The sequence below is a fragment of the Pseudomonas sp. 2 genome, assembly GCF_056627435.1.
Genome location: NZ_JBWXNG010000021.1, coordinates 100,865 through 120,977 on the forward strand (window position 1 = coordinate 100,865; position 20,113 = coordinate 120,977).

18 protein-coding genes are annotated in these 20,113 nt (G+C 61.7%); 3 read left to right on the forward strand and 15 right to left on the reverse strand.

What is annotated here, in order from left to right:
- Window positions 1-177 precede the first annotated feature (177 nt).
- On the forward strand, window positions 178-1,509 hold the full coding sequence (gene gltP / locus AC1MEK_RS26760; protein ID WP_480399262.1) for a glutamate/aspartate:proton symporter GltP: 1,332 nt from the start codon (window positions 178-180) through the stop codon (window positions 1,507-1,509).
- Between the two features lie 252 nt (window positions 1,510-1,761).
- A complete protein-coding gene (locus tag AC1MEK_RS26765) occupies window positions 1,762-3,000 on the forward strand; it encodes a nucleoside recognition domain-containing protein (protein WP_480399263.1) in 1,239 nt (412 codons plus the stop codon).
- On the opposite strand, the gene AC1MEK_RS26770 is transcribed toward AC1MEK_RS26765, so the two are convergent.
- From AC1MEK_RS26770 to AC1MEK_RS26810, 9 genes are all read right to left on the reverse strand, one after another.
- A complete protein-coding gene (locus tag AC1MEK_RS26770; RefSeq protein ID WP_480399264.1) occupies window positions 2,973-3,623 on the reverse strand; it encodes an ABC-type transport auxiliary lipoprotein family protein in 651 nt (216 codons plus the stop codon). The two genes, AC1MEK_RS26765 and AC1MEK_RS26770, sit on opposite strands and share 28 nt — an antisense overlap.
- Window positions 3,620-4,558 (reverse strand): MlaD family protein, encoded by a 939-nt coding sequence (locus AC1MEK_RS26775; RefSeq protein WP_480399283.1) that lies wholly within the window; start codon window positions 4,556-4,558, stop codon window positions 3,620-3,622. Before AC1MEK_RS26775 ends, AC1MEK_RS26770 begins: the two co-directional genes overlap by 4 nt.
- Window positions 4,558-5,349 carry an ABC transporter ATP-binding protein gene (locus AC1MEK_RS26780; protein WP_480399284.1) on the reverse strand — a complete coding sequence of 264 codons (792 nt, stop codon included), beginning with the start codon at window positions 5,347-5,349 and terminating at the stop codon, window positions 4,558-4,560. The genes AC1MEK_RS26775 and AC1MEK_RS26780 overlap by 1 nt, the downstream gene beginning before the upstream one ends.
- A gap of 11 nt (window positions 5,350-5,360) precedes the next feature.
- A complete protein-coding gene (locus tag AC1MEK_RS26785; protein ID WP_480399265.1) occupies window positions 5,361-6,530 on the reverse strand; it encodes an ABC transporter permease in 1,170 nt (389 codons plus the stop codon).
- 10 nt (window positions 6,531-6,540) lie between these two features.
- A complete protein-coding gene (locus AC1MEK_RS26790) occupies window positions 6,541-7,716 on the reverse strand; it encodes a DUF5924 family protein (protein ID WP_480399266.1) in 1,176 nt (391 codons plus the stop codon).
- A 181-nt stretch (window positions 7,717-7,897) separates the two neighbouring features.
- Window positions 7,898-9,280 carry a M16 family metallopeptidase gene (locus AC1MEK_RS26795; RefSeq protein ID WP_480399267.1) on the reverse strand — a complete coding sequence of 461 codons (1,383 nt, stop codon included), beginning with the start codon at window positions 9,278-9,280 and terminating at the stop codon, window positions 7,898-7,900.
- Between the two features lie 58 nt (window positions 9,281-9,338).
- Window positions 9,339-10,991, reverse strand: a complete 1,653-nt coding sequence (locus AC1MEK_RS26800) for a Na/Pi cotransporter family protein (RefSeq protein ID WP_480399268.1) — start codon at window positions 10,989-10,991, stop codon at window positions 9,339-9,341.
- Between the two features lie 379 nt (window positions 10,992-11,370).
- The gene (locus AC1MEK_RS26805; RefSeq protein ID WP_480399269.1) at window positions 11,371-12,138 is read right to left on the reverse strand and encodes a TerC family protein; all 768 of its coding nucleotides are present in this window, start codon (window positions 12,136-12,138) and stop codon (window positions 11,371-11,373) included.
- Window positions 12,139-12,205: 67 nt separating this feature from the next.
- Window positions 12,206-13,513 carry a CitMHS family transporter gene (locus tag AC1MEK_RS26810; RefSeq protein ID WP_480399270.1) on the reverse strand — a complete coding sequence of 436 codons (1,308 nt, stop codon included), beginning with the start codon at window positions 13,511-13,513 and terminating at the stop codon, window positions 12,206-12,208.
- Between the two features lie 326 nt (window positions 13,514-13,839).
- On the opposite strand from AC1MEK_RS26810, the gene AC1MEK_RS26815 reads away from it, so the two are divergent.
- The gene (locus AC1MEK_RS26815) at window positions 13,840-14,241 is read left to right on the forward strand and encodes a GFA family protein (RefSeq protein ID WP_480399271.1); all 402 of its coding nucleotides are present in this window, start codon (window positions 13,840-13,842) and stop codon (window positions 14,239-14,241) included.
- 200 nt (window positions 14,242-14,441) lie between these two features.
- On the opposite strand, the gene AC1MEK_RS26820 is transcribed toward AC1MEK_RS26815, so the two are convergent.
- From AC1MEK_RS26820 to AC1MEK_RS26845, 6 genes are all read right to left on the reverse strand, one after another.
- Window positions 14,442-16,403: a DUF7844 domain-containing protein gene (locus tag AC1MEK_RS26820; RefSeq protein ID WP_480399272.1), complete on the reverse strand. Its 1,962-nt coding sequence runs from the start codon at window positions 16,401-16,403 to the stop codon at window positions 14,442-14,444.
- Window positions 16,400-16,720, reverse strand: a complete 321-nt coding sequence (locus AC1MEK_RS26825; RefSeq protein WP_274135281.1) for a DUF2388 domain-containing protein — start codon at window positions 16,718-16,720, stop codon at window positions 16,400-16,402. The genes AC1MEK_RS26820 and AC1MEK_RS26825 overlap by 4 nt, the downstream gene beginning before the upstream one ends.
- Before the next feature lie 37 nt (window positions 16,721-16,757).
- Window positions 16,758-17,063, reverse strand: a complete 306-nt coding sequence (locus tag AC1MEK_RS26830; RefSeq protein ID WP_480399273.1) for a DUF2388 domain-containing protein — start codon at window positions 17,061-17,063, stop codon at window positions 16,758-16,760.
- 106 nt (window positions 17,064-17,169) lie between these two features.
- Window positions 17,170-17,487, reverse strand: coding sequence for a DUF2388 domain-containing protein (locus AC1MEK_RS26835; RefSeq protein WP_480399274.1), 318 nt, complete (start codon window positions 17,485-17,487; stop codon window positions 17,170-17,172).
- Window positions 17,488-17,938: 451 nt separating this feature from the next.
- Window positions 17,939-18,154 carry a DUF1127 domain-containing protein gene (locus tag AC1MEK_RS26840; RefSeq protein WP_480399275.1) on the reverse strand — a complete coding sequence of 72 codons (216 nt, stop codon included), beginning with the start codon at window positions 18,152-18,154 and terminating at the stop codon, window positions 17,939-17,941.
- A gap of 319 nt (window positions 18,155-18,473) precedes the next feature.
- Window positions 18,474-19,967, reverse strand: coding sequence for an acetyl-CoA hydrolase/transferase family protein (locus AC1MEK_RS26845; RefSeq protein ID WP_480399276.1), 1,494 nt, complete (start codon window positions 19,965-19,967; stop codon window positions 18,474-18,476).
- Between the last annotated feature and the right edge of the window lie 146 nt (window positions 19,968-20,113).

The following is a 20,113-nucleotide window of genomic DNA, read 5'->3' on the forward strand; positions in this document are numbered from 1 at the left end:
CCCCTTGCATCGGAATAGTTGCGCCTTTTTTCCGCCTGCCGAGAGCTCGGACGCTCACTTGCGGTGACCTTCTCTGAACAGTTTCAAGGGCATTCGCGCCAACCGGCCGCTTCACAAGAGCGTCTGCGAAGGTGTCGATGGAAGCTGTTCTCGCCAACTACAACAAAGGTTATTGAAATGAAGAAGGCAAAACTGAGCCTGGCCTGGCAGATCCTCATCGGTCTGGTCCTGGGCATCTCGCTGGGAGCACTGCTCAACCACTTCAGCGCTGAAAAAGCGTGGTGGATCAGCAATATCCTTCAGCCTGCCGGCGACATCTTCATCCGTCTGATCAAGATGATCGTGATCCCGATCGTGATTTCGTCCCTGGTGGTCGGTATCGCAGGTGTCGGTGACGCGAAGAAACTGGGCCGCATCGGCCTGAAGACGATCATCTACTTCGAAGTCGTCACCACCATCGCCATCATCGTCGGCCTGTTGCTGGCCAACGTGTTCCATCCGGGCACCGGCATCGACATGAGCACGCTGGGCACCGTGGACATCTCTTCCTACGAGAAGACCACTTCCGAGGTGCAGCATGACCACGCGCTGATCGCGACCATCCTGAACCTGATCCCGTCGAACATCTTCGCCGCCGTCGCCCGTGGCGAAATGCTGCCGATCATCTTCTTCTCGGTGTTCTTCGGCCTGGGTCTGTCCAGCCTCAACGCCGAAGTGCGCGAGCCGCTGGTCAAGGTGTTCCAGGGCGTTTCGGAAACCATGTTCAAAGTCACTCACATGATCATGAACTACGCGCCGATCGGCGTATTCGCCCTGATCGCCGTGACCGTCGCCAACTTCGGTTTCGCCTCCCTGCTGCCGCTGGCCAAACTGGTGATCCTGGTTTACGTGGCCATCGCCTTCTTCGCCTTCGTGGTGCTGGGCCTGGTCGCTCGCCTGTTCGGCTTCTCGGTGATCAAGCTGATGCGCATCTTCAAGGATGAGCTGGTGCTGGCCTACTCCACCGCCAGTTCCGAAACCGTGCTGCCGCGCGTGATCGAGAAGATGGAAGCCTACGGCGCGCCGAAGGCCATCAGCAGCTTCGTGGTGCCGACCGGCTACTCGTTCAACCTCGACGGTTCGACCCTGTACCAGAGCATCGCGGCACTGTTCATTGCCCAGCTGTACGGCATCGACCTGTCGGTGGGCACGCAGATCATGCTGGTACTGACCCTGATGGTCACCTCCAAAGGCATCGCCGGTGTACCGGGCGTGTCCTTCGTGGTGCTGCTGGCGACCCTGGGCAGCGTCGGTATTCCGCTGGAAGGCCTGGCGTTCATCGCCGGTGTCGACCGCATCATGGACATGGCGCGCACCGCGCTGAACGTGATCGGCAACGCCTTGGCGGTACTGGTCATCGCCCGTTGGGAAGGCATGTACGACGACGCCAAGGGCGAGCGTTACTACAACTCCCTGCCGCACATGAGCGGCAAGCAAGCGATGCCTGCGGGCCAGTCGACCACCGACTGATCGCCAAGGCGTCATCCACAAACCCCGGCCTGTCCGGGGTTTGTTGTTCTCGAACCGTTGATTTTTCACCCGTTCATGATCCACGCCGTACACCCTGTAGGAGCGAATTCATTCGCGAACGGCCGTTTCAGGCGACACATCCATGTCGCCTGATCCATTTGTCGCGAATGAATTCGCTCCTACAGGTAGGGGTGTTTGTGCGAGCTTCGTGTGCGCCGCTATCATCCCCGCATCTAGCGAGGGGATTGACTGATGCTCAACGGCCTATGGCTTGGTTTTTTCGTGGTCGCAGCAGTGTCTGCGCTGGCTCAATGGCTGGTGGGCGGTAACGCCGGCATCTTTGCCGCAATGGTCGAGAGCATCTTTGCCATGGCCAAGCTGTCGGTCGAGGTCATGGTCCTGTTGTTCGGCACCCTGACCCTGTGGCTGGGCTTTCTCAACATCGCCGAAAAGGCCGGGATCGTCGATTGGCTGGGCAAGGTCCTGGCGCCGCTGTTCCATCGCCTGATGCCCGAAGTGCCCCGCGGCCACCCTGCCCTGGGCCTGATTACCCTGAACTTCGCCGCCAACGCCCTGGGCCTGGACAACGCTGCCACGCCCATTGGCCTCAAGGCCATGCGCTCGCTGCAGGAACTCAACCCCAGCCAGACCGTGGCGAGCAACGCGCAGATTCTGTTTCTGGTGCTCAACGCCTCGTCGCTGACCCTGCTGCCGGTGACCATCTTCATGTACCGCGCCCAGCAAGGCGCCGTCGACCCGACCATGGTGTTTCTGCCGATTCTGCTGGCGACCAGCGCCTCCACGCTGGTGGGCCTGCTTTCGGTGGCGTTCATGCAGCGCCTGCGGCTGTGGGACCCGGTAGTGCTGGCCTATCTGGTACCGGGCGCCTTATTGCTCGGCGGCTTCATGGCGATTCTCGCCGGGCTGTCGGCCACAGCGCTGGCCAGCCTGTCATCGGTGCTGGGCAACGTGACGCTGTTCGGCATCATCATGATCTTTCTGGTGGTCGGCGCGCTGCGCAAGGTCAAGGTATACGAAACCTTTGTTGAAGGCGCCAAGGAAGGCTTCGACGTGGCCAAGAACCTGCTGCCTTATCTGGTGGCGATGCTCTGCGCCGTGGGGGTGCTGCGGGCCTCGGGCGCGCTGGATCTTCTGCTCGAAGGCATTCGCCATGCCGTGCAGTGGGTGGGCCTGGACACCCGCTTCGTCGACGCGCTGCCCACCGCTCTGGTCAAGCCGTTCTCCGGCAGCGCCGCCCGCGCCATGCTGATCGAGACCATGAAAACCCAAGGCGTGGACAGCTTCCCGGCCCTGGTGGCCGCGACGATTCAGGGCAGCACCGAAACCACTTTCTACGTGCTGGCGGTGTACTTCGGCGCGGTCGGCATCCAGCGCGCGCGCCATGCCGTGGGTTGTGCGCTGCTGGCCGAGTTTGCGGGCGTGGTGGCCGCGATCTGCGTCTGCTACTGGTTCTTCGCCTCGGCGGTGTAACGCTGCTGGCCCTGTTCGAGGGTCCACTGCAGCACCTGGGCGGCCAGCGTATCGCTGGCCTGGCCGAAGCCCGCCACCACTGCGGGAACCTGCTTGTCGGCCACCGGCTGATGCACCTCGAAGCGGCGGCTGGCGACGATGCGCTGGCGATCGTCAGCCAGCCGCGCATCCAGACGAATCACCACCTCGATGGCCTGCCCGCGGTACTCGCTCTGGAACGCCTGCAATTCCCCACCCAGCTCGAAATCGGCCTGCAGGTTGCTGTCGTCGGTGCTGATCGACTGCACGCGGCCATCACGGTAGAAAGCGTCGGTCAGGCGGTTGCGCAGCAGCACCGGCGCCGGATCGCTCCAGCGCGCGCCCTTGTAGCTGCTGATCACATCACCCTGGGGGATGACGGCGATGCGCGGGCTGTCCAGGGTCTCGCTGGATTTGGGCTTGGCGATGCGCAGCGACCATGGCGCGGGCGCTGCGGCCTTGTTGCCGGTCATGGCGGTGGGCAGCCGATAGGTGTCGGAAGGCTCCTGTTTGGGCAGGATCGAACAGGCGCCCAGCGACAAGGCGGCCGCCACCAGCGCGCTCACCAGCAAGGGTCGATTGAAGGAAAAACCGGCAAGCCTCATGGCTCGAACTCCTTGGTCTTGTCGCTACCGAGCAGGTAGCCGCTGGGGTTGGCATTCAGGCTGCGGGAGATGGTTTTCAGCGAGGCCAGGGTTTCACGCAGCTCGCGGATCGCCGGGCCCAGTTCGCCCAGGCCTTGCAGGCCGCCGTCGACCGAGTCCTTGTTGACCTTGATCAGCTGATTGATGGTGTCGGTGCTTTGTTGCAGCGAAATCATGGCCGCCTGCCCGGTCGCGATCGCGTTTTTGCCGTCGACCGTGAACAGAATGTTGGCGTTGCGCATGGCGGTGGTGGTCTGGTCCAGCGTGGTGCTGGCCTGTTTGCTCAGCGCCAGCAGTTGCTTGAGGGTCTGGCGGATGTCGTCGCGCTGGTCAGCGATCACGGCGGTGGTCTGTTCCAGATGCTCCATGGTCTTGCTCAAGGCCTCGACGTTTTTCGACGACAGCAGCTCGTTGGCGTTGTGCAGGAACACGTTGACCCCGGTGATCAGGTCGTTGCTGTCGTTGAGCAGTCGCGAAATCGGCGATGGCGAGGCAATGATCACCGGCAGGTTGCCGTTCTCGCCCTTGAGCACTTCGCTCTGGGGCGTGCCGCCGCTGAGCTGGATGATCGAGGTGCCGGTGATGCCGTTCAGTGCCAGTTTGGCGAAGGTGTCGCGCTTGATCGGGGTTTCACCGCTCAGGCGGATCTGCGCCAGCACGCGGCGCGGGTCTTGTGGGTCCAGGCGCAGGTTGACCACATCGCCGACCTTGATGCCGCTGTACTGCACCGGGCTGCCCCGGGACAGGCCGGTCACGGCCTCGTTGAACACCACCTGATAATCCTTGAATGCCGTGTCGACGCTGGACTTGGCCAGCCACAGGCCGAACAGCAGCGCGGCGGCGACCACGATCACCGTGAACAGGCCTATCAGAATGTGATGGGCGCGGGTTTCCATCATGAGACCTCGTGTGGGTGGGTGGCCGCTGCATAGGCCGAACGGCCGCGCGGGCCATGGAAGTATTCGTGAATCCAGGCGTCGTTGGTCGCTGAAACCTTGTCGATGCTATCGGCCACCAGCACGCGTTTCTGAGCCAGCACCGCAACGCGGTCGGTGATGGTGTAGAGGGTGTCCAGATCGTGGGTGACCATGAACACGCTCAGGCCCAGCGCATCACGCAGGGTCAGGATCAGCTGGTCGAACGCCCCGGCGCCGATGGGATCGAGGCCCGCCGTGGGCTCGTCGAGAAACAGGATGTCCGGGTCCAGCGCCAGTGCGCGGGCCAGCGCGGCGCGCTTGATCATGCCGCCGGACAGCGACGCCGGGTATTTATGCGCGGCGGACAGCGGCAGGCCGGAAAGCGCCATCTTGATCCCGGCCAGGTGCTCGGCTTCCTCGCGGCTCAAGCCGGCATGCTCGATCAGCGGCAGCGCGACGTTTTCGGTGATGGTCAGCGACGAGAACAGCGCGCCTTTCTGAAACAGCACGCCGACCCGTCTTTCAACCTGCGAGCGGGCTTTGGCAGGCAGGTTCAGAAGGTCCTGCCCCAGCACTCGGACACTTCCTTCAGCCGGCTTCTGCAGGCCGACGATGCTGCGCAGCAACACCGACTTGCCGCTGCCCGAGCCGCCGACCACCGCGAGGATTTCCCCGCGATACAGGTCCAGGTCGAGGTTCTCATGCACCACCTGCGGGCCGAACCGGTTGCACAGGCCGCGCACTTCAATCACCGCTTCACTGGGTTGCACACAACGTCGAGTCACCAGCCGAGCTCCATGAAAAACATCGCGGCCAGTGCATCCAGCACGATGACCACGAAAATCGACTGCACCACGCTCGATGTCGTATGAGCGCCCACGGATTCGGCACTGCCCTCGACCTTGAAGCCTTCCAGGCAGCCGATGGCGGCGATGAAGAAGGCGAAGATCGGCGCTTTGACGATGCCCACCAGAAAATGCTGAACGCCGATGTCGGCCTGCATCAGCGAGAGAAACATGGCCGGGGAAATATCCAGCGACAGCGCGCAGACCACCCCGCCACCGACGATGCCGCAGATCATCGCCAGAAACGTCAGCATGGGCAGTGAGATCAGCAGCGCCAGCACGCGGGGCAGTACCAGCATTTCTGTAGGACTCAGCCCCAGCGTCTGTAGGGCGTCGAGTTCTTCGTTGGCTTTCATCGAGCCGATCTGCGCGGTGAAGGCACTGGCGGTGCGGCCTGCCAGCAGGATCGCGGTCAGCAGCACGGCGAATTCGCGTAGGAACGAGAAGCCGATCAGATCCACCGTGAAGATCGTCGCGCCGAAGGCCTTGAGCACGGTGGCGCCGAGAAACGCCACGACGGCGCCGACCATGAAGGTCAGCAACGCGACGATGGGCGCGGCGTCCAGGCCGATCTGCTCGATATGGGCGATCACCGAGGTGGTGCGCCAGCGCCTGGGGCGAAACAGCGTGGTGACGAAGGTTTGCAGGATCAGCCCGACGAAGCCAAGCAATTGCAGGGTGTCTCGCCAGATGACTTCCACCGCCGAGCCGATGCGCGCCAGCAGTTGAGTGCCGACCGCGACTTCCGGGTCCTTCTGCGGCTGGCAGTAATCGCACAGGGCGCTCTGGATCGTCTGCATCAGGGCGCGGCTGGATTCGGGCAGATTGGGCGCTTGAACTGCCAGCAGGCGCAGGCGCTGAACGCCCAGCAACTCGACCAGCAACGACGCTCCGGCGGTGTCCAGCGCCCCCAGCGCGCTCATGTCCACCTGGGTATCGGCGCCAAAGCCTGCGCTCAAGGCGTCGGTCTGGCGCTTGAGCAGGTGATAGTGGGCGAGCGTCCAGTCTCCGCTGATCCAGAGCCGCGCAGGCTGGGTCGAAGTGTCCAGGGAGACGGTTCCCTGGGCCTTCGGCGTGTCGACAGCAAGGTGGGTGATCGATGTCATAGCGACGAGCTTAGTTGGTTTTGGCCGGGGCGGATGAGTCGTCGGCTGGCCCATTGTCATCGGATTTTTCCGCGTCCGGATCATCCGGGCTCAAGGTGTCTGCGCCGGGCTTGATGCCCGCAGGCGTGATCTTTTTCCGGGTCACGGCAGGATCGGTGCTGTCGGTCACTTCGAAGCGCAACACGCCGATCATCTGGCCATCCTCGGTCAGCACCCTCACCTGCCATTTACCCAGCACATCCGGTGGAAAATTCTGTTTGTGCGTCCAGGCCCGATAGCCTTCCTTACGTCCACCGCGGATGTCTAGTGCGATTCGATCAACTTCTTCGCCATTGTGGCGCCAAACGTGATAAATCCGCTCATCCAGACCGCGCGGCGCGTTGATCGAGGTGTAGGCGTAGAGCCCGCCGTTGCGCAATTGATTGACGCCGATCGCCTGAATGCTCTCGCCGGGGGTGCGGTTCTGGTTGTCGAATTTCGTGCTGACCGCCACTTCCGTCAGCCACAACGTCGCCGGCGGCACCCAGGAACGCAGCAGCCAGCCGGCGCCGCCGATGGCCAGGGTCATCACCACCAGACCCAGGCCGCGTTTCCACGAGTTGATCGGGAAACTCGACGCCAGGCTGGGGAACGACAGCACGACGGCAGCGATCAGCGCGATCTTGTAACTCTCTGCGGTGGTCAGGTGCAGGATGATCGGCATCGCCGTGAGCAAAGCGGCGAACAGCGTCAGGGTGTGCAGGGCCAGAAACAGCCAGCGGCGCGGCGCCAGCCATTTGTAGTAGAGCGGGTCGATGATCGAGATCAGCGCGGCGATGGCCAGCAACCCGGTGAACGCCAGCTGGCCGCTGTTCCAGGTGGTGGTGATGGAGAAGAACGGCAGGACGAAAAACAGGCTTTCCTGGTGGATCATCTGCGTCGCGTAACGCAGCAGCGGCTGGGGAATTTCGCGTTTGAACAGCCTGGCGATCAGCCTGACCGCGCTGTTTTCCACCATCAGCCAGAGCCAGCTGATCAGCAGGATGGCCGCAATCCAGCTGCCCGGCCGGGACTGGCGGTCGACCATGATGAAACTGGCCACACCTGAGCAAAACCCGAACAGCGCGATCAGCCCCGGGTAACGTTTCATGAACTCCAATACGCGCTGTACCAGGGAGTTCTGTAAAAGGGCGTTGAAGTCGGGCATTGCGGTCATCACTTCGTTGTAGGAAAAATCCCGGGAAGGATACCAACACTCATGAGTTACAACCTCAACGCTTGCTTTGTGGGAGTGAGCTTGCTCACGAATGCTTCGGTGAAGCCATGAAAATGTTGGCTGCGCCCGCCGTTCGTGAGCAAGCTCACTCCCACAGGTTTGATGCAACCCTCTACAAAGGGCGTGTTTTGTGGGCGCGCCAGCGCCACACGATCAGCACCGCGATCAGGGCCAGCAACCCTAACCCGATCTCATACAACTCGTCATAACTGACCAGCGGCTTCTCGATGCGCAGATACCCCGGCTGGGCCAGCAACTGGCGCATGGCGCGGTTGGCCAGGTCCAGGCTGACCGCGCGTGTGCGTTTGGCCGGGTCTTCGAAGCGGCCGTCCTCGTAGTCGTTCAGCGCGCCCCAGTAATAGTCGGCCAGGGCGCTGTTGCCCTGCACCGCCCAGGCCTGTTTGGCGATTGCCGCCTGTTGCAGGCGAGCGAAAGTGGCCGGGTCCATGCCTTCCTTGCGCAGTCGCTCGAGCATTGCCCGTACGGCGGTCACGGCAGCATCGACATCGTCGCGATCCAGGTCGGCGTTCAGGGTCAGGAACCCAGTGTCGCCAAACGCCTCCCGGTCTGCCGACGGGCCGTAGGACAAGCCTTTGTCCAGACGCAAATCGCTGTACAGCGCCCAGTCCAGATAGGCCCTCACCAGGTCGAGGGTTTCATCGTGCTGCTCGCCCATGTCCGGTTCCGGGAACAGCAGGTGCAACTTGGCGCCGTCGCCCAGAAAGCCACGAATCAGCGTGCGCTCGGGGTCGGCCTTTTCGCTCACGGCCGCCAGTTGCGGATGCTCGCTGGGGTCCACCGCATTGAGCTGACCATAGGTGCGTTCCAGATACGCCGGCAGCAGTTTGTCCAGATCACCCACGATGATCAGGGTCATGTTGTTGGCGGCGTACCAGTTGTCGTGGATGTGTTCGATCTGCTCCAGCGTGAGGTGATCGACTTCCGGGCGCTCGGCGCATTTGAGGCCCAGCTCCACGGCCAGTTGATTACCGGCGCTGTTGCCCAGGTCGCGCTTGTCCAGCCAGCGCTGAAGGTGGGAATAGTGGCCGCCGTCTTCGCGCTCGACGATGCGCTTGGCGGTGTCCAGATTGCTCTGGTTGATCTGCGTGTGGGTCAGCACGTCGAGCAGCAGGTCCAGCACCTTGCGCTGGTTCTGCGCCGGGGCTTCGATCACGAAGGTGGTGTCGGTGTTGCTGGTGAACGCGTTCCACTCCCCGCCCAGCGCCTGCATCTGTTGTTCCAGGCCGCCTTCGCCGGAATCGTCGATGCCGCTGAACAGCAGGTGTTCGAGCAGGTGCGGCAGCTCCTTGTCCTGGCAGGGAAAGTCGTCGAAACCGACGCCTACCACCAGGCGAATGGACACATGGCCTTTTTCCGCCGGCTTGAGCAGCAGCTGCAAACCGTTGGGCAATACATAACCTTCCACGCGAAAGCGGTCGATGGCCATGGAGGATAGGGATGTCAGAAGCAGGCAAACGAACAGCAGGCAACGCATAAAAACGGGCTTCCTTGCGGGCCGGTATGTGTAACAGACTTCAGACCGGCCCTGGCGTTCACCTCGATTGTTCAGGCTCGCTTTCGCTGGACAAGGCCCCGGTATCGCTGGTTTCGAGAACGGCATAGGCGCTGCTGCAGAACATGGAGTTCAGACGTTTCATGTCGGCGATCAGCTCAAGATGCAACGAACTGGTCTCGATACTCTGCACGATTTTACGTTGCAGTCTGCTGACATGGGCATGGGCCAGACGCCGCTCCTGTGCCCGGAAACGACGTTTTTCCCGCAGCAACTGGCGCGCGCTTTCCGGGTCGCCGCTCAAGAACACCGAAAGCCCCAGGCGCAGGTTGGCCATCAGTTGTTCGTGCAACCCGGACAGTTCTTCAAGACCCACTTCCGAGAACGAGCGGCGTTGGGCGGTCTTCTGTTGCTGGACCTTACGCAGCATACGCTCGATCAGGCCGCTGGCCAGTTCCAGATTGATCGACAGCTCGAAGATTTCGGCCCAGCGGCGGTTGTCCTGATCGCTCAGGTCCTCGCGCGGCATCTGCGCCAGATACAGCTTGATGGCGTTGTAGAGCACTTCGATCTCGTCGTTGAGCCGACGCACTTCCTGAGTCACGGCGGTCTGATTGCCGCGCAGCACTTCTTGCATGGCGCCAAGCATGCTTTCGATCAGATCGCCGATGCGCAGGGTTTCGCGCACCGCATTGGCCAGCGCCAGGCTGGGTGTGGACAGCGCCGCGAGGTCCAGATGCCGGGGTTTGGCCTGCCCGTTGACCTCCGCCGGTTGCGGCAGGATCGACGCACACAGGCGGCCCATGGGGCCGACGGTGGGCAGCATGATCAGGCAGCGCAGCGAGTTGTAGATCACGTGGAAGCTGATGACCAGGCTCGACGGGCTCAAGTCCAGCGTGTCCATCCAGTGCACCAGCGGGGTCAGCACCGGGATGATCAGCAACAGGCCGACGAGCTTGTAGAGCAGGCTGCCCAGCGCCACCTGGCGCCCGGCGACGTTCTGCATGCTGGTGCTCATGAACGCCAGCAGGCCACTGCCGATGTTGGCGCCGATGACCAGGCCGATGGCCACTGGCAGGCTGATGATTTCCGCACCGGCCAGGGTCGCGGTCAGCAGTACCGCCGCCAGGCTCGAATAGGAGATGAGCGCAAACATGGCGCCAACCAGGGCGTCGAGCAGAATGTCGCCGGTCAGCGAGGCGAACAGCACCTTGACCCCGGCGGCCTGAGTGATCGGCGCCGCGGCAGTGACGATCAGTTGCAGCGCCAGAATGATCAGGCCCAGGCCGATCCCGACCCGGCCCAGCTGCCCTATGCGGGTCTGTTTGCGCGACAGAAAGAAAATCACCCCGAGAAAAATCAGCAGCGGCGAGAGCCACGACAGGTCGAAGGTGAGGATTCGAGACATGACCGCCGTACCGACGTCGGCACCGAGCATGATCGCCAGCGCAGGCGTCAGGGTCATCAGGCCCTGGCCGACGAACGAGGTCACCAGCATGGCGGTGGCGTTGCTGCTCTGCACCAGGGCGGTGACCAGAATCCCCGCGATGAAGGCCAGCGGGCGCTTGGACATGTTCTGGCCAATCACCAGACGCAGTTGCGAGCCATAGACGCGCAGAATGCCCGTACGAACGATGTGTGTGCCCCAGATCAACAGCGCGACGGCGGAAAGCAAATCGAGCAGGGTCAGCATACAAAAAGCCCCCTGTAGGTTGCCCAATGGGCAAGGATTGAAGGTACAGCGTGTAGCGAGCGACAGCGTTTGGGTCTTATGGTGATGAGCACGCTCAACTAAAGCTTTAGTCGGCCCGAGGCCTTATTGCCAGCATGGCACAGACGATTATTTCTTGAAACAAATCTGTAACAAACCAGTCATTTGGAATCTCAACGTCCGGGCCCGACACTTGTGGGAGTGAGCTTGCTCACGAAGACGGTGTATCTGACCCTATCTATGCGGCGGGCATGCGATCATTCGTGAGCAAGCTCCCTGCCACAGGTAGTCTGCGTAAACCAAACGAAAAACGGGGCATCTCTCAATGCCCCGTTCTCATTCATCTGCACAGCATCGGGTCTTATTGACCCGGAACATCCTTGCGAAGTTTCACCGGGTCCTTCAATGCCTTCTTCTTGGCACGGGTGGTGCGCATCTTGATGTTGATGGCTTCCACCGCCAGCGAGAACGCCATGGCAAAGTACACGTAGCCTTTGGGGACGTGGAAATCCAGGGATTCAGCGATCAGCACGGTACCGACCACGATCAGGAACGACAGCGCGAGCATCTTCAGCGAAGGGTGCTTGTCGATGAAGTCGCTGATCACGCCTGCGCACAGCATCATGATCAGCACGGCGACAATGATCGCCGCGACCATGACCGGTACGTGGGAAACCATGCCGACTGCGGTGATCACCGAGTCCAGCGAGAACACGATGTCGATGATGGCGATCTGCACGATGGTGTACAGGAACGCGCCGCCCTTGCCTTTCGGCTCCTCGAGTTCTTCTTCCTCGCCTTCCAGGCCGTGGTAGATCTCCTGGGAGCTTTTCCAGAGCAGGAACAGGCCACCGAAGAACAGGATCAGGTCGCGACCGGAAATGCCCTGGCCGAAGACCACGAACAGATCGGCCGTCAGGCGCATCACCCAGGTGATCGACAGCAACAGCAGGATGCGCGTGATCATTGCCAGCGCCAGGCCGAAGATCCGCGTGCGCGGCTGCATGGCCTTGGGCATGCGGCTGACCAGGATCGAGATCATGATGATGTTGTCGATGCCCAGCACGATTTCCAGCGCGGTCAGGGTCAAGAAAGCAACCCAGATCTCAGGGTTGGTCAGCCATTCCATCAGGTTTTCCTTTGAGCTTTGTGGTTACCCGGCTTTTACAGGTGCAAAGGCCGGGGTGCAATTGAGTTTATAGACTGCTGAACGCAGGGAAGATGCCCATCAGCAGCGCGGCGATCAGTATGCACACGCACACCAGCACTGCCCACTTGAGGGTAAAGCGTTGGTGATCGCCGAATTCGATCCCGGCCAGGGCCACCAGCAGGTAGGTCGAAGGCACCAGCGGGCTCAGCAAGTGGACGGGCTGGCCGACGATCGAGGCACGGGCCATTTCCACCGGGCTGATGCCGTAGTGCGCAGCGGCTTCGGACAGCACTGGCAACACGCCGTAGTAGAACGCGTCGTTGGACATGAAGAAGGTGAACGGCATGCTGACCACCGCTGTGATCACCGCCAGATAAGGCCCCATCGCCTCTGGAATTACCGCCAGCAGGCTCTTGGACATGGCGTCGACCATGCCGGTGCCGGACAGAATGCCGGTGAAGATACCGGCGGCGAAGATCAGCCCCACCACGGCCAGCACGCTGCCGGCGTGGGCGGCGATGCGGTCTTTCTGCGCCTGCAGGCACGGGTAGTTGACGATCATGGCGATACTGAAGGCGATCATGAATAGCACCGGCAGCGGCAGCAGGCCCATGATCAGCGCGACCATCAGCGCCAGGGTCAGTGCGCCGTTGAACCAGATCAGCTTGGGACGGCGGGCTTCCGGGAATTGCGAGACGCTGATTTCGCTGTGGTCGACTTCATCGCCCGGCAGGTGCAGTTCACCCAGACGCGCACGTTCGCGTTTGCCGTAGAAATAGGCGATCACCAGAATCGCGATCACGCCCGCCAGCATCGCAGGAATCATCGGCACGAAAATGTCGGACGGGTCCACGTGCAGAGCGCTGGCGGCACGGGCGGTCGGGCCACCCCATGGCGTCATGTTCATCACGCCGCCCGCCAGAATGATCAGGCCGGCCATGATCCGCGGGCTCATGCCTAGGCGGCTGTACAGCGGCAGCATCGCGGCCACGCAGATCATGTAGGTGGTGGCGCCGTCGCCATCCAGCGAAACCACCAGCGCCAGTACGGCAGTGCCGACCGACACCTTGACCGGGTCGCCCTTGACCAGTTGAAGGATCTTGCGCACGGCCGGGTCGAACAGGCCCGAGTCGATCATCAGGGCGAAGTAGAGAATGGCGAACATCAGCATCACGCCGGTGGGCGCGAGTTTGCTGATGCCGGCGAGCATCATCGGGCCGATGTCGCTGGCGAAACCGCCGAACAGGGCAAAAATGATCGGCACGATGATCAGGGCAATCAGCGCCGACAGGCGTTTGCTCATGATCAGGTACATGAAGGCGACGACCATGGCGAAGCCGAGGAAGGTCAACATAGAAATACTCCAGGCGTTACGCGGCGTGAAAACGATCGATGTGAGGCAATCAGCTCAGAGCGAGCGGCGCGTGGAGTCGGGGAGCGAACGAGGGGTGCAGCGCAGGGAATGCAAGCATCAGAATCACCGAAATTGTTGTTGTAGATGGGCCGGAGAACGTCAGGGTGCGTTCGTCCTGCCTGGCCGGTCTGTCGCCGGCGGTGGGGGGATGCTAATGCCCTTGCCTTTCAGCAAGCTTTCGTTGCGATTTCGTTCGTCGCTGTCGGAAAAATGCAGCAATTTCGGCATCCGGCAGTCAGAGGCTAGAGACGACCGGGAGGACAGCCATGAGTGAACGCCATACCGGCGGGTGCCATTGCGGCAACCTGCGCTATCAACTCGACGCACCGCTGCGCGACATCGCGCACTGCCATTGCTCGATCTGTCGGCGCACTTCAGGGGGCATTGTGGTGACCTGGATCACGGTGCCGCTGGACGCCTTCAAATGGCTGGGTGCAAGCCCCGCGGCGTACGATTCCGGCCCGACCTGTGTGCGATTTTTCTGCAACAACTGCGGGGCGCAGGTCGCGCTGTTCACCCAGCACAGCCCCGACACCATGGACGTGACCATCGCCACCCTCGACCACCCGGAGCTGGCGCCGGCCGAGCGGCATATCTGGGCGGACAGCCGATTGCCGTGGCTGCATCTGGATGAGCATTTGCCCGAAGAGCGGGAGGAAACCCTGTAGATCCGTCTGGATCCGCTTCTGGCCGAAGGCCGTGGGAGCCCAGCTTGCTGGCGATCTGGCGCGAAGCGGCAGCAAACCCTGCAAACTCGGTGTGTCTATAGAACCGGGTCGTCTGGTTTTGCTGTTGCTGCGCAACAGATCGCCAGCAAGCTGGGCTCCCACGGCCTTCGGCCAGAATCAAACGCAGAAATGCGATTGCCCTACGGCAACTCAAGCCCGCCCGCCGCCTTGTGCAGCGCTCGCAGGTGTTCGCCGATCTGCTTGAGGTTGTCCTCGGTGGCGGCGATTTCGGCGGCGCGGTCCGGCTCCAGCAGCGCCCTCACCTCTTTGTCCAGATCGCCGCTGAGCCGCTGCAGCTGCTTCTGCCGCTGGCTGCTCTCGGCCTCCAGGCGCTGCCACTCGCCCTCTTGCGGCAAGCCGTATCCGCCGCTGCCCAGCAGCTCGGCCGGACGGCTGAGGAAGCCGCTGTTGGCCAGAATGTCCTGCAGCGTGCCGGTGGCCTGGGAAACCCGGTTGTCTTTCTTCTCCACCGCGCTCAGGTATCGCTGCTTGACCTCATCCTGAGCCAGCAACAGTTGCCGACGCATGCTCGCCTGTTCGAGCAGCAGCAACGCCGCGCTGCTGCGCAGGTTGGCCTTGGCGAAATACGGCTGGCGTTCCTTGGCGGACAAGGCCAGCCAGTCCTCCACCGTTTTCTCTTTCACATCGGTGGTCTTGCGCAGCACATCGAACATCGCCTGATAGCGGTCGCGGTACGAGTCGAACTTGTAGCCCAGACGCAAGGCGCGCTTGGGGTCGTCCAGCACGCTGGTGTCGGCCAGTCCCCTGCCCTTGAGCACTTCAAGCAGGCCGTTGGGCAGAATGCTGTCCAGGCCAACGAGGCGCGGGTCGTTGGTGCCACTGCGCAACAGCTTGAGATTTTCCACCGCGCAGTTGTTGGACAGGAACCAGTAGTCGCCGTCGTAGGCCCAGTGCATTTCGGCCGCGTGCTGCACCAGGCCATCGATCTCCTGGCGCGACAGCTTAAGCGGCACCGAAGCCAGGCTGCGCAGTTCGGTCTTGGTGTATTCGTCGATCACCTGGCCCAGCGGCAATACGAACAGGCGCGACGGGTATTTGCCGGTCAGGCCGCTCCAGCTGGACAGCTGCAGGTCGTTGACGAAGGCGCGATAGGACAGCACCAGATGCTGGTCAAGATCCAGGCGGCAGTCGGGCCCGCGCGGGCGGCCGGGCTTGCAGATTACCAGCCGCAGCATGCTGTGGCCCCAGCGGCTGACCAGATTCTGGTTGGCTTCGGCGAGCAGGTAGTCGACCTCGTAGACCCGCTCCGGGTCGAGCTTGCCCAGCGGTTCACGGGCGAAGTCGTTGCCGGCGTTGAGGTACGGATAAGACGTCGGGCACTGATCCTTGGCCGCAGGCGCCCAGTGGAACTGCTGCTTGTAGTAGTCATACAGCGCCGGGCGGCGGCAGGCGTAGGCCGGATCGAGGAGGAAGTACTCCATGTTCACCGCGACGAATTCCAGAGGGCTGGTGGTTTCGTAGATATCCGGGCTGCGTGCCACCTGGCCGTTGCGCTCTTCGCGCTCCCCTCGCCGCCCGACATACTGCGGCCAGCCGGCCAGGTCCAGCAGACGCGGGTCGTCACTCAACGTGAAACGGCGCTCGGTCTGTCCGCGGCAACTGTCGCGCAGGCCGATCTTGCCCAGGCTATTGCCCTGGCGCGAACAGGCGATGATCAGTTTGCGGTCTCGCGGCGACCACAGCTGAGCGTGGTCATAGATGTGGGTCAGTTCATGCAGGACCGTCGCGAGCATTTCTTCGCGCACGGTGCCGTGGGGGCGATTGGTCTTGGTGGTGGCCGCGCTGCCGTCGGTCAATCCCGCCAGCAGCTTCTGATTCAGGTCCAGCCGATAAGGGCCGTCCGCACGCCCATAGGCGTTGGGCGGCATGTCATCGGTCCAGTGCACTTCGACCTTGCGGTCCAGTTTGCTGATGAACATCGGCGGCAAGTGCGCCATGGCTTCATCGAGCAGCGTCTGGCTGGCTTTGGTTTGTGCAGCATCGAGCCCGTCGGTGTGCAGCGACAGGCTCAGGTCGGCAAAGGCGCTCGTGCAGATCAGCGAGAGCGCCGATGCCAGCAGCCAGACGGCGATGCGCCTCACAATGCGAGGATGGCTTCGGCGAGGTCCTGGTCGCTGGCGTTGCGGGCTTCCGGCAGGCGATCGCGCAGGGTGGCGAAGGCTGCATCCAGGCGGGCGCCGTGGATATCACCGTTGCTGGCGACGTAGCTGGCGGCGTCGTCCTGGGCTTCGACGACCATTTTCCAGTTGCGTACAGAAGAGGTGGTGTCGGAGGTGAAGTCGACGCTGCGGCCAAAGGCACGGACAACGATGTTGCTGGTCGCTTTCAAGGTCTGGGCCTGGGCCACGTCGGTCAGCACGAGCAAGCCCAGGGCCGCAACGATAAGCGGGGTACGCATGGAACGTCTCCAAAAGACAGATAGATACAACGAGTGATTATTGGACGAGGATTGCCTGCGCCAGTTCAAGGTCGCTGGCATGAAGTTTTGCAGAGGTCTGACGCAGATACATCAACGCCGACTCCAGCTGTGCTCCTCGCAGTTGGCCATCAGTGGCAATGAACGCTGCAGCATCATCCTGGGCGGCAAGTATCAGTTTGTTATCGAAAGGCCCGGTCGTCACTTGGCTGGTGCCGTACCCGCTTTTGATCAGGCTTTGTGTGGTTGTGTCGAACGCTTGGGCCTGTGTGGCAAAGATCAGGCTGGCGGTCGCTGCAAGCAACAGGCGAGACAATAAGTGCATGAGTCTTAGGTATTGACGGAACGAGCCGCAAGGCTAGCGCAAATGCCCCGGCCAGAGCCAGTGAAGGTGTCGGGGCAAGCGCAGGCAAAGCTGTCGCGAAGCTGAATCAGATGGCGAGAATTGCCTGCGCCAACTGTGCATCGGTCGCTTGCAGCTCAGGGGCTACTTCGCGGATGTGCTGGAAGGCGCCTTCCAGATGTACGCCGCGCATCTGGCCTTCGGAGGCGACGAAGCTGGCGGCGTCGTCACGGGCCTCGAGCACGATTTTGTCGTCGTGGAAGGACGACGAAATTCTCGAGGTGGCGTTGGACGAGGCGTCCAGTGCGCGAACGAGGGTGTCGGTGGTCACCACGAAGCTGGAAGCCTGGGCACCGGTTGCCGCGATCAGAAATGCAGCGGCAGTCATGAGACGAAGACGAGACATGTTTAACTCCACAAGGGCCGATTGAAACCACACGCGCAAATCCGGAGATGAGCAGAGCTGTCTCGCAAGCGACGGGGTAAAAGTGGGTGCAAGACTAGCGTAAGCAGGGGGTTGAGGACTATCCGGGCGAATGGCCAGCTGGTTGTTAAAGGTTCTGCGAACGGGCTGTAAGGCTTGCAAATCAAGGACTGTACTTGTTTGTTTGAGATTCTATAAAACTGTAACGGTATTGCTCATTCCCCTCGTAGCAGCACGGCTTGCCGGCGGGGCGGTGTGTCAGTCGACACATTCGTTACAGACATATCGCTCCCGCCGGCAAGCCGTGCTGCTACGGGGGAATGGCGTTGCAGATCCAGAAACGACAAAGCCCGTCAGCAGTAACCTGCGACGGGCTTCGTGGAATTCAGGGTGCTGGTGAGAGGCGTGAAGCCTGGGACCAGCGGGCGCTGACTTAGCGCCAGAACGGCTTGCTCAGCTCTTCGTAACGCTGGGCTTCGCTGATACCGGCGTCAGCCAGCAGACGAGCATCCAGACGAGCCAGCTGGTGGCGGCTGGACAGACGACGCTGCCAGAGCATCAGGTTGGCGAACATGCGCAGGGGCAGGGAGCCTTTGGCCGATTGAGCGGTTTCTTCGTAGAACAGTTCGGAACTTACGGTGCGTTCCATGGTGCTTCTTCCTTCCGCTTGTGGCGGGATTAGAGAGTGACTTGACTGGTGCCCATTTTCCGCTCGTTGCCCTCCTCTCTCCAGACACAGTTCACCTGTATTGTGCTGCTTCAGTTAACTGTTAGAGGGTACTGTTTTGTTCTGAAATGGGGCAACTGTACCGGTCAGCACTGAGATGGTGCGTTTTGTGCGCCGGTTTGGTGAAAGGAGTGGTTTTGAGGGTGAAATTGACCGGTACAGCAGAACAGTTTTTGCCAGAACAGTGTTATGTGGAGAAAAAGTGGCGACGAAAGGTCGTCGCCACTTCACAACTGTTTTCTTACACCGCCAGCATGCGGCCGGTTTCTTCCAGGTTCAGGTGCCAACTCAGTGCATCGCGCAGCACGTGCGGCGTGTGCCCGCCGATGGCGCAGGCCTTGCGGAAGTAATCGTTGAGGGCTTCGCGGTAGGCCGGGTGCACGCAGTTGTCGATGATCACCCGGGCGCGCTCCCGAGGCGCCAGGCCGCGCAGGTCGGCGAGGCCGATCTCGGTCACCAGGATGTCGACGTCGTGCTCGGTGTGGTCCACGTGGCTGACCATCGGCACCACGCTGGAAATCGCGCCGCCCTTGGCGATCGACTTGGTGACGAAGATCGCCAGGTGGGCGTTCCGGGCGAAGTCTCCGGAGCCGCCAATCCCGTTCATCATGCGGGTTCCGCCGACGTGGGTGGAGTTGACGTTGCCATAGAGATCGAACTCCAGCGCGGTGTTGATACCGATGATGCCCAGGCGCCGAACTACTTCAGGGTGGTTGGAAATTTCCTGCGGACGCAGTAACAGTTTGCTTCTGTACTGCTCCAGGTTGTTGAACACCGCGTCGTGCTTGCGCTCGGACAGGGTCATGGAGCAACCCGAAGCGAAATTCAGCTTGCCGGCCTCGAACAAGTCGAAGGTCGAGTCCTGCAGTACTTCGGAGTACATCGCCATGTCGTGGAAAGGCGAATCGATCAGGCCGGTCATCACCGCGTTGGCGATGGTGCCCACGCCCGCCTGCAGCGGCATCAGCTGGTTGGTCAGGCGGTTTTGTTTCACTTCATTCTTGAAGAATTCCACCAGGTGCCCGGCGATGGCCTGGGTCTCGTGGTCGGCGGGCAGTACAGTTGAAGGTGAGTCGGGCTGGTCGCTGAACACGATGCCGACGATCTTCGCCGGGTCGATCTTCACCGCCTGGCTGCCGATGCGGCTGTCTGCCTTCAATACCGGGATCGGCATACGGGTCGGGCGGTAGGTCGGTATATAGATGTCGTGCAGCCCTTCGAGCTCCAGCGGTTGGGCGGTGTTGATCTCGATGATCACCTGCTCGGCCAGAATCGCGAAGCTGGCCGAGTTGCCCACCGAGGTGCTCAACACCAGGTGGCCTTCTTCGGTGATGGCCACGCATTCGATGACTGCGATATCCACTGGTTTGATCTGACGGTTGCGCAGTTGCTCGACGGTGTCGGACAAGTGCTGGTCGATGAACATCACCGAGCCATCGTTGATTGCACGGCGCAGCGTGTTGTCGACCTGGAACGGCATGCGCCGCGACAGCACGCCGGCTTCAGTCAGTTGCTTGTCCAGATCGTTGCCCAGGCTGGCCCCGGTCATCAGGCTGATCTTCAGCGGCGAGGCCTTGGCGCGCTCGGCCAGAGCCTTGGGCACGGCCTTGGCTTCACCGGCGCGGGTGAAACCGCTCATGCCGACGGTCATGCCGTCCTTGATCAGGGAGGCGGCGTCGGCCGCGCTCATTACCTTGCTCATCAAAGAAGGCAGGCGAATACGTTCACGGTGCATGGTTTTCTTATCTCGGGACGAGGATGCGAGGGCCCAAGTCTAGAGAACTGGATTTTTTTCGTCCCACGACCAAGGTCGCATTCGAGGGCTCTAATTAGCGGCTTTCAGGACAAAACACCTTTACGCCAGATGTAAAAAACCCTCGG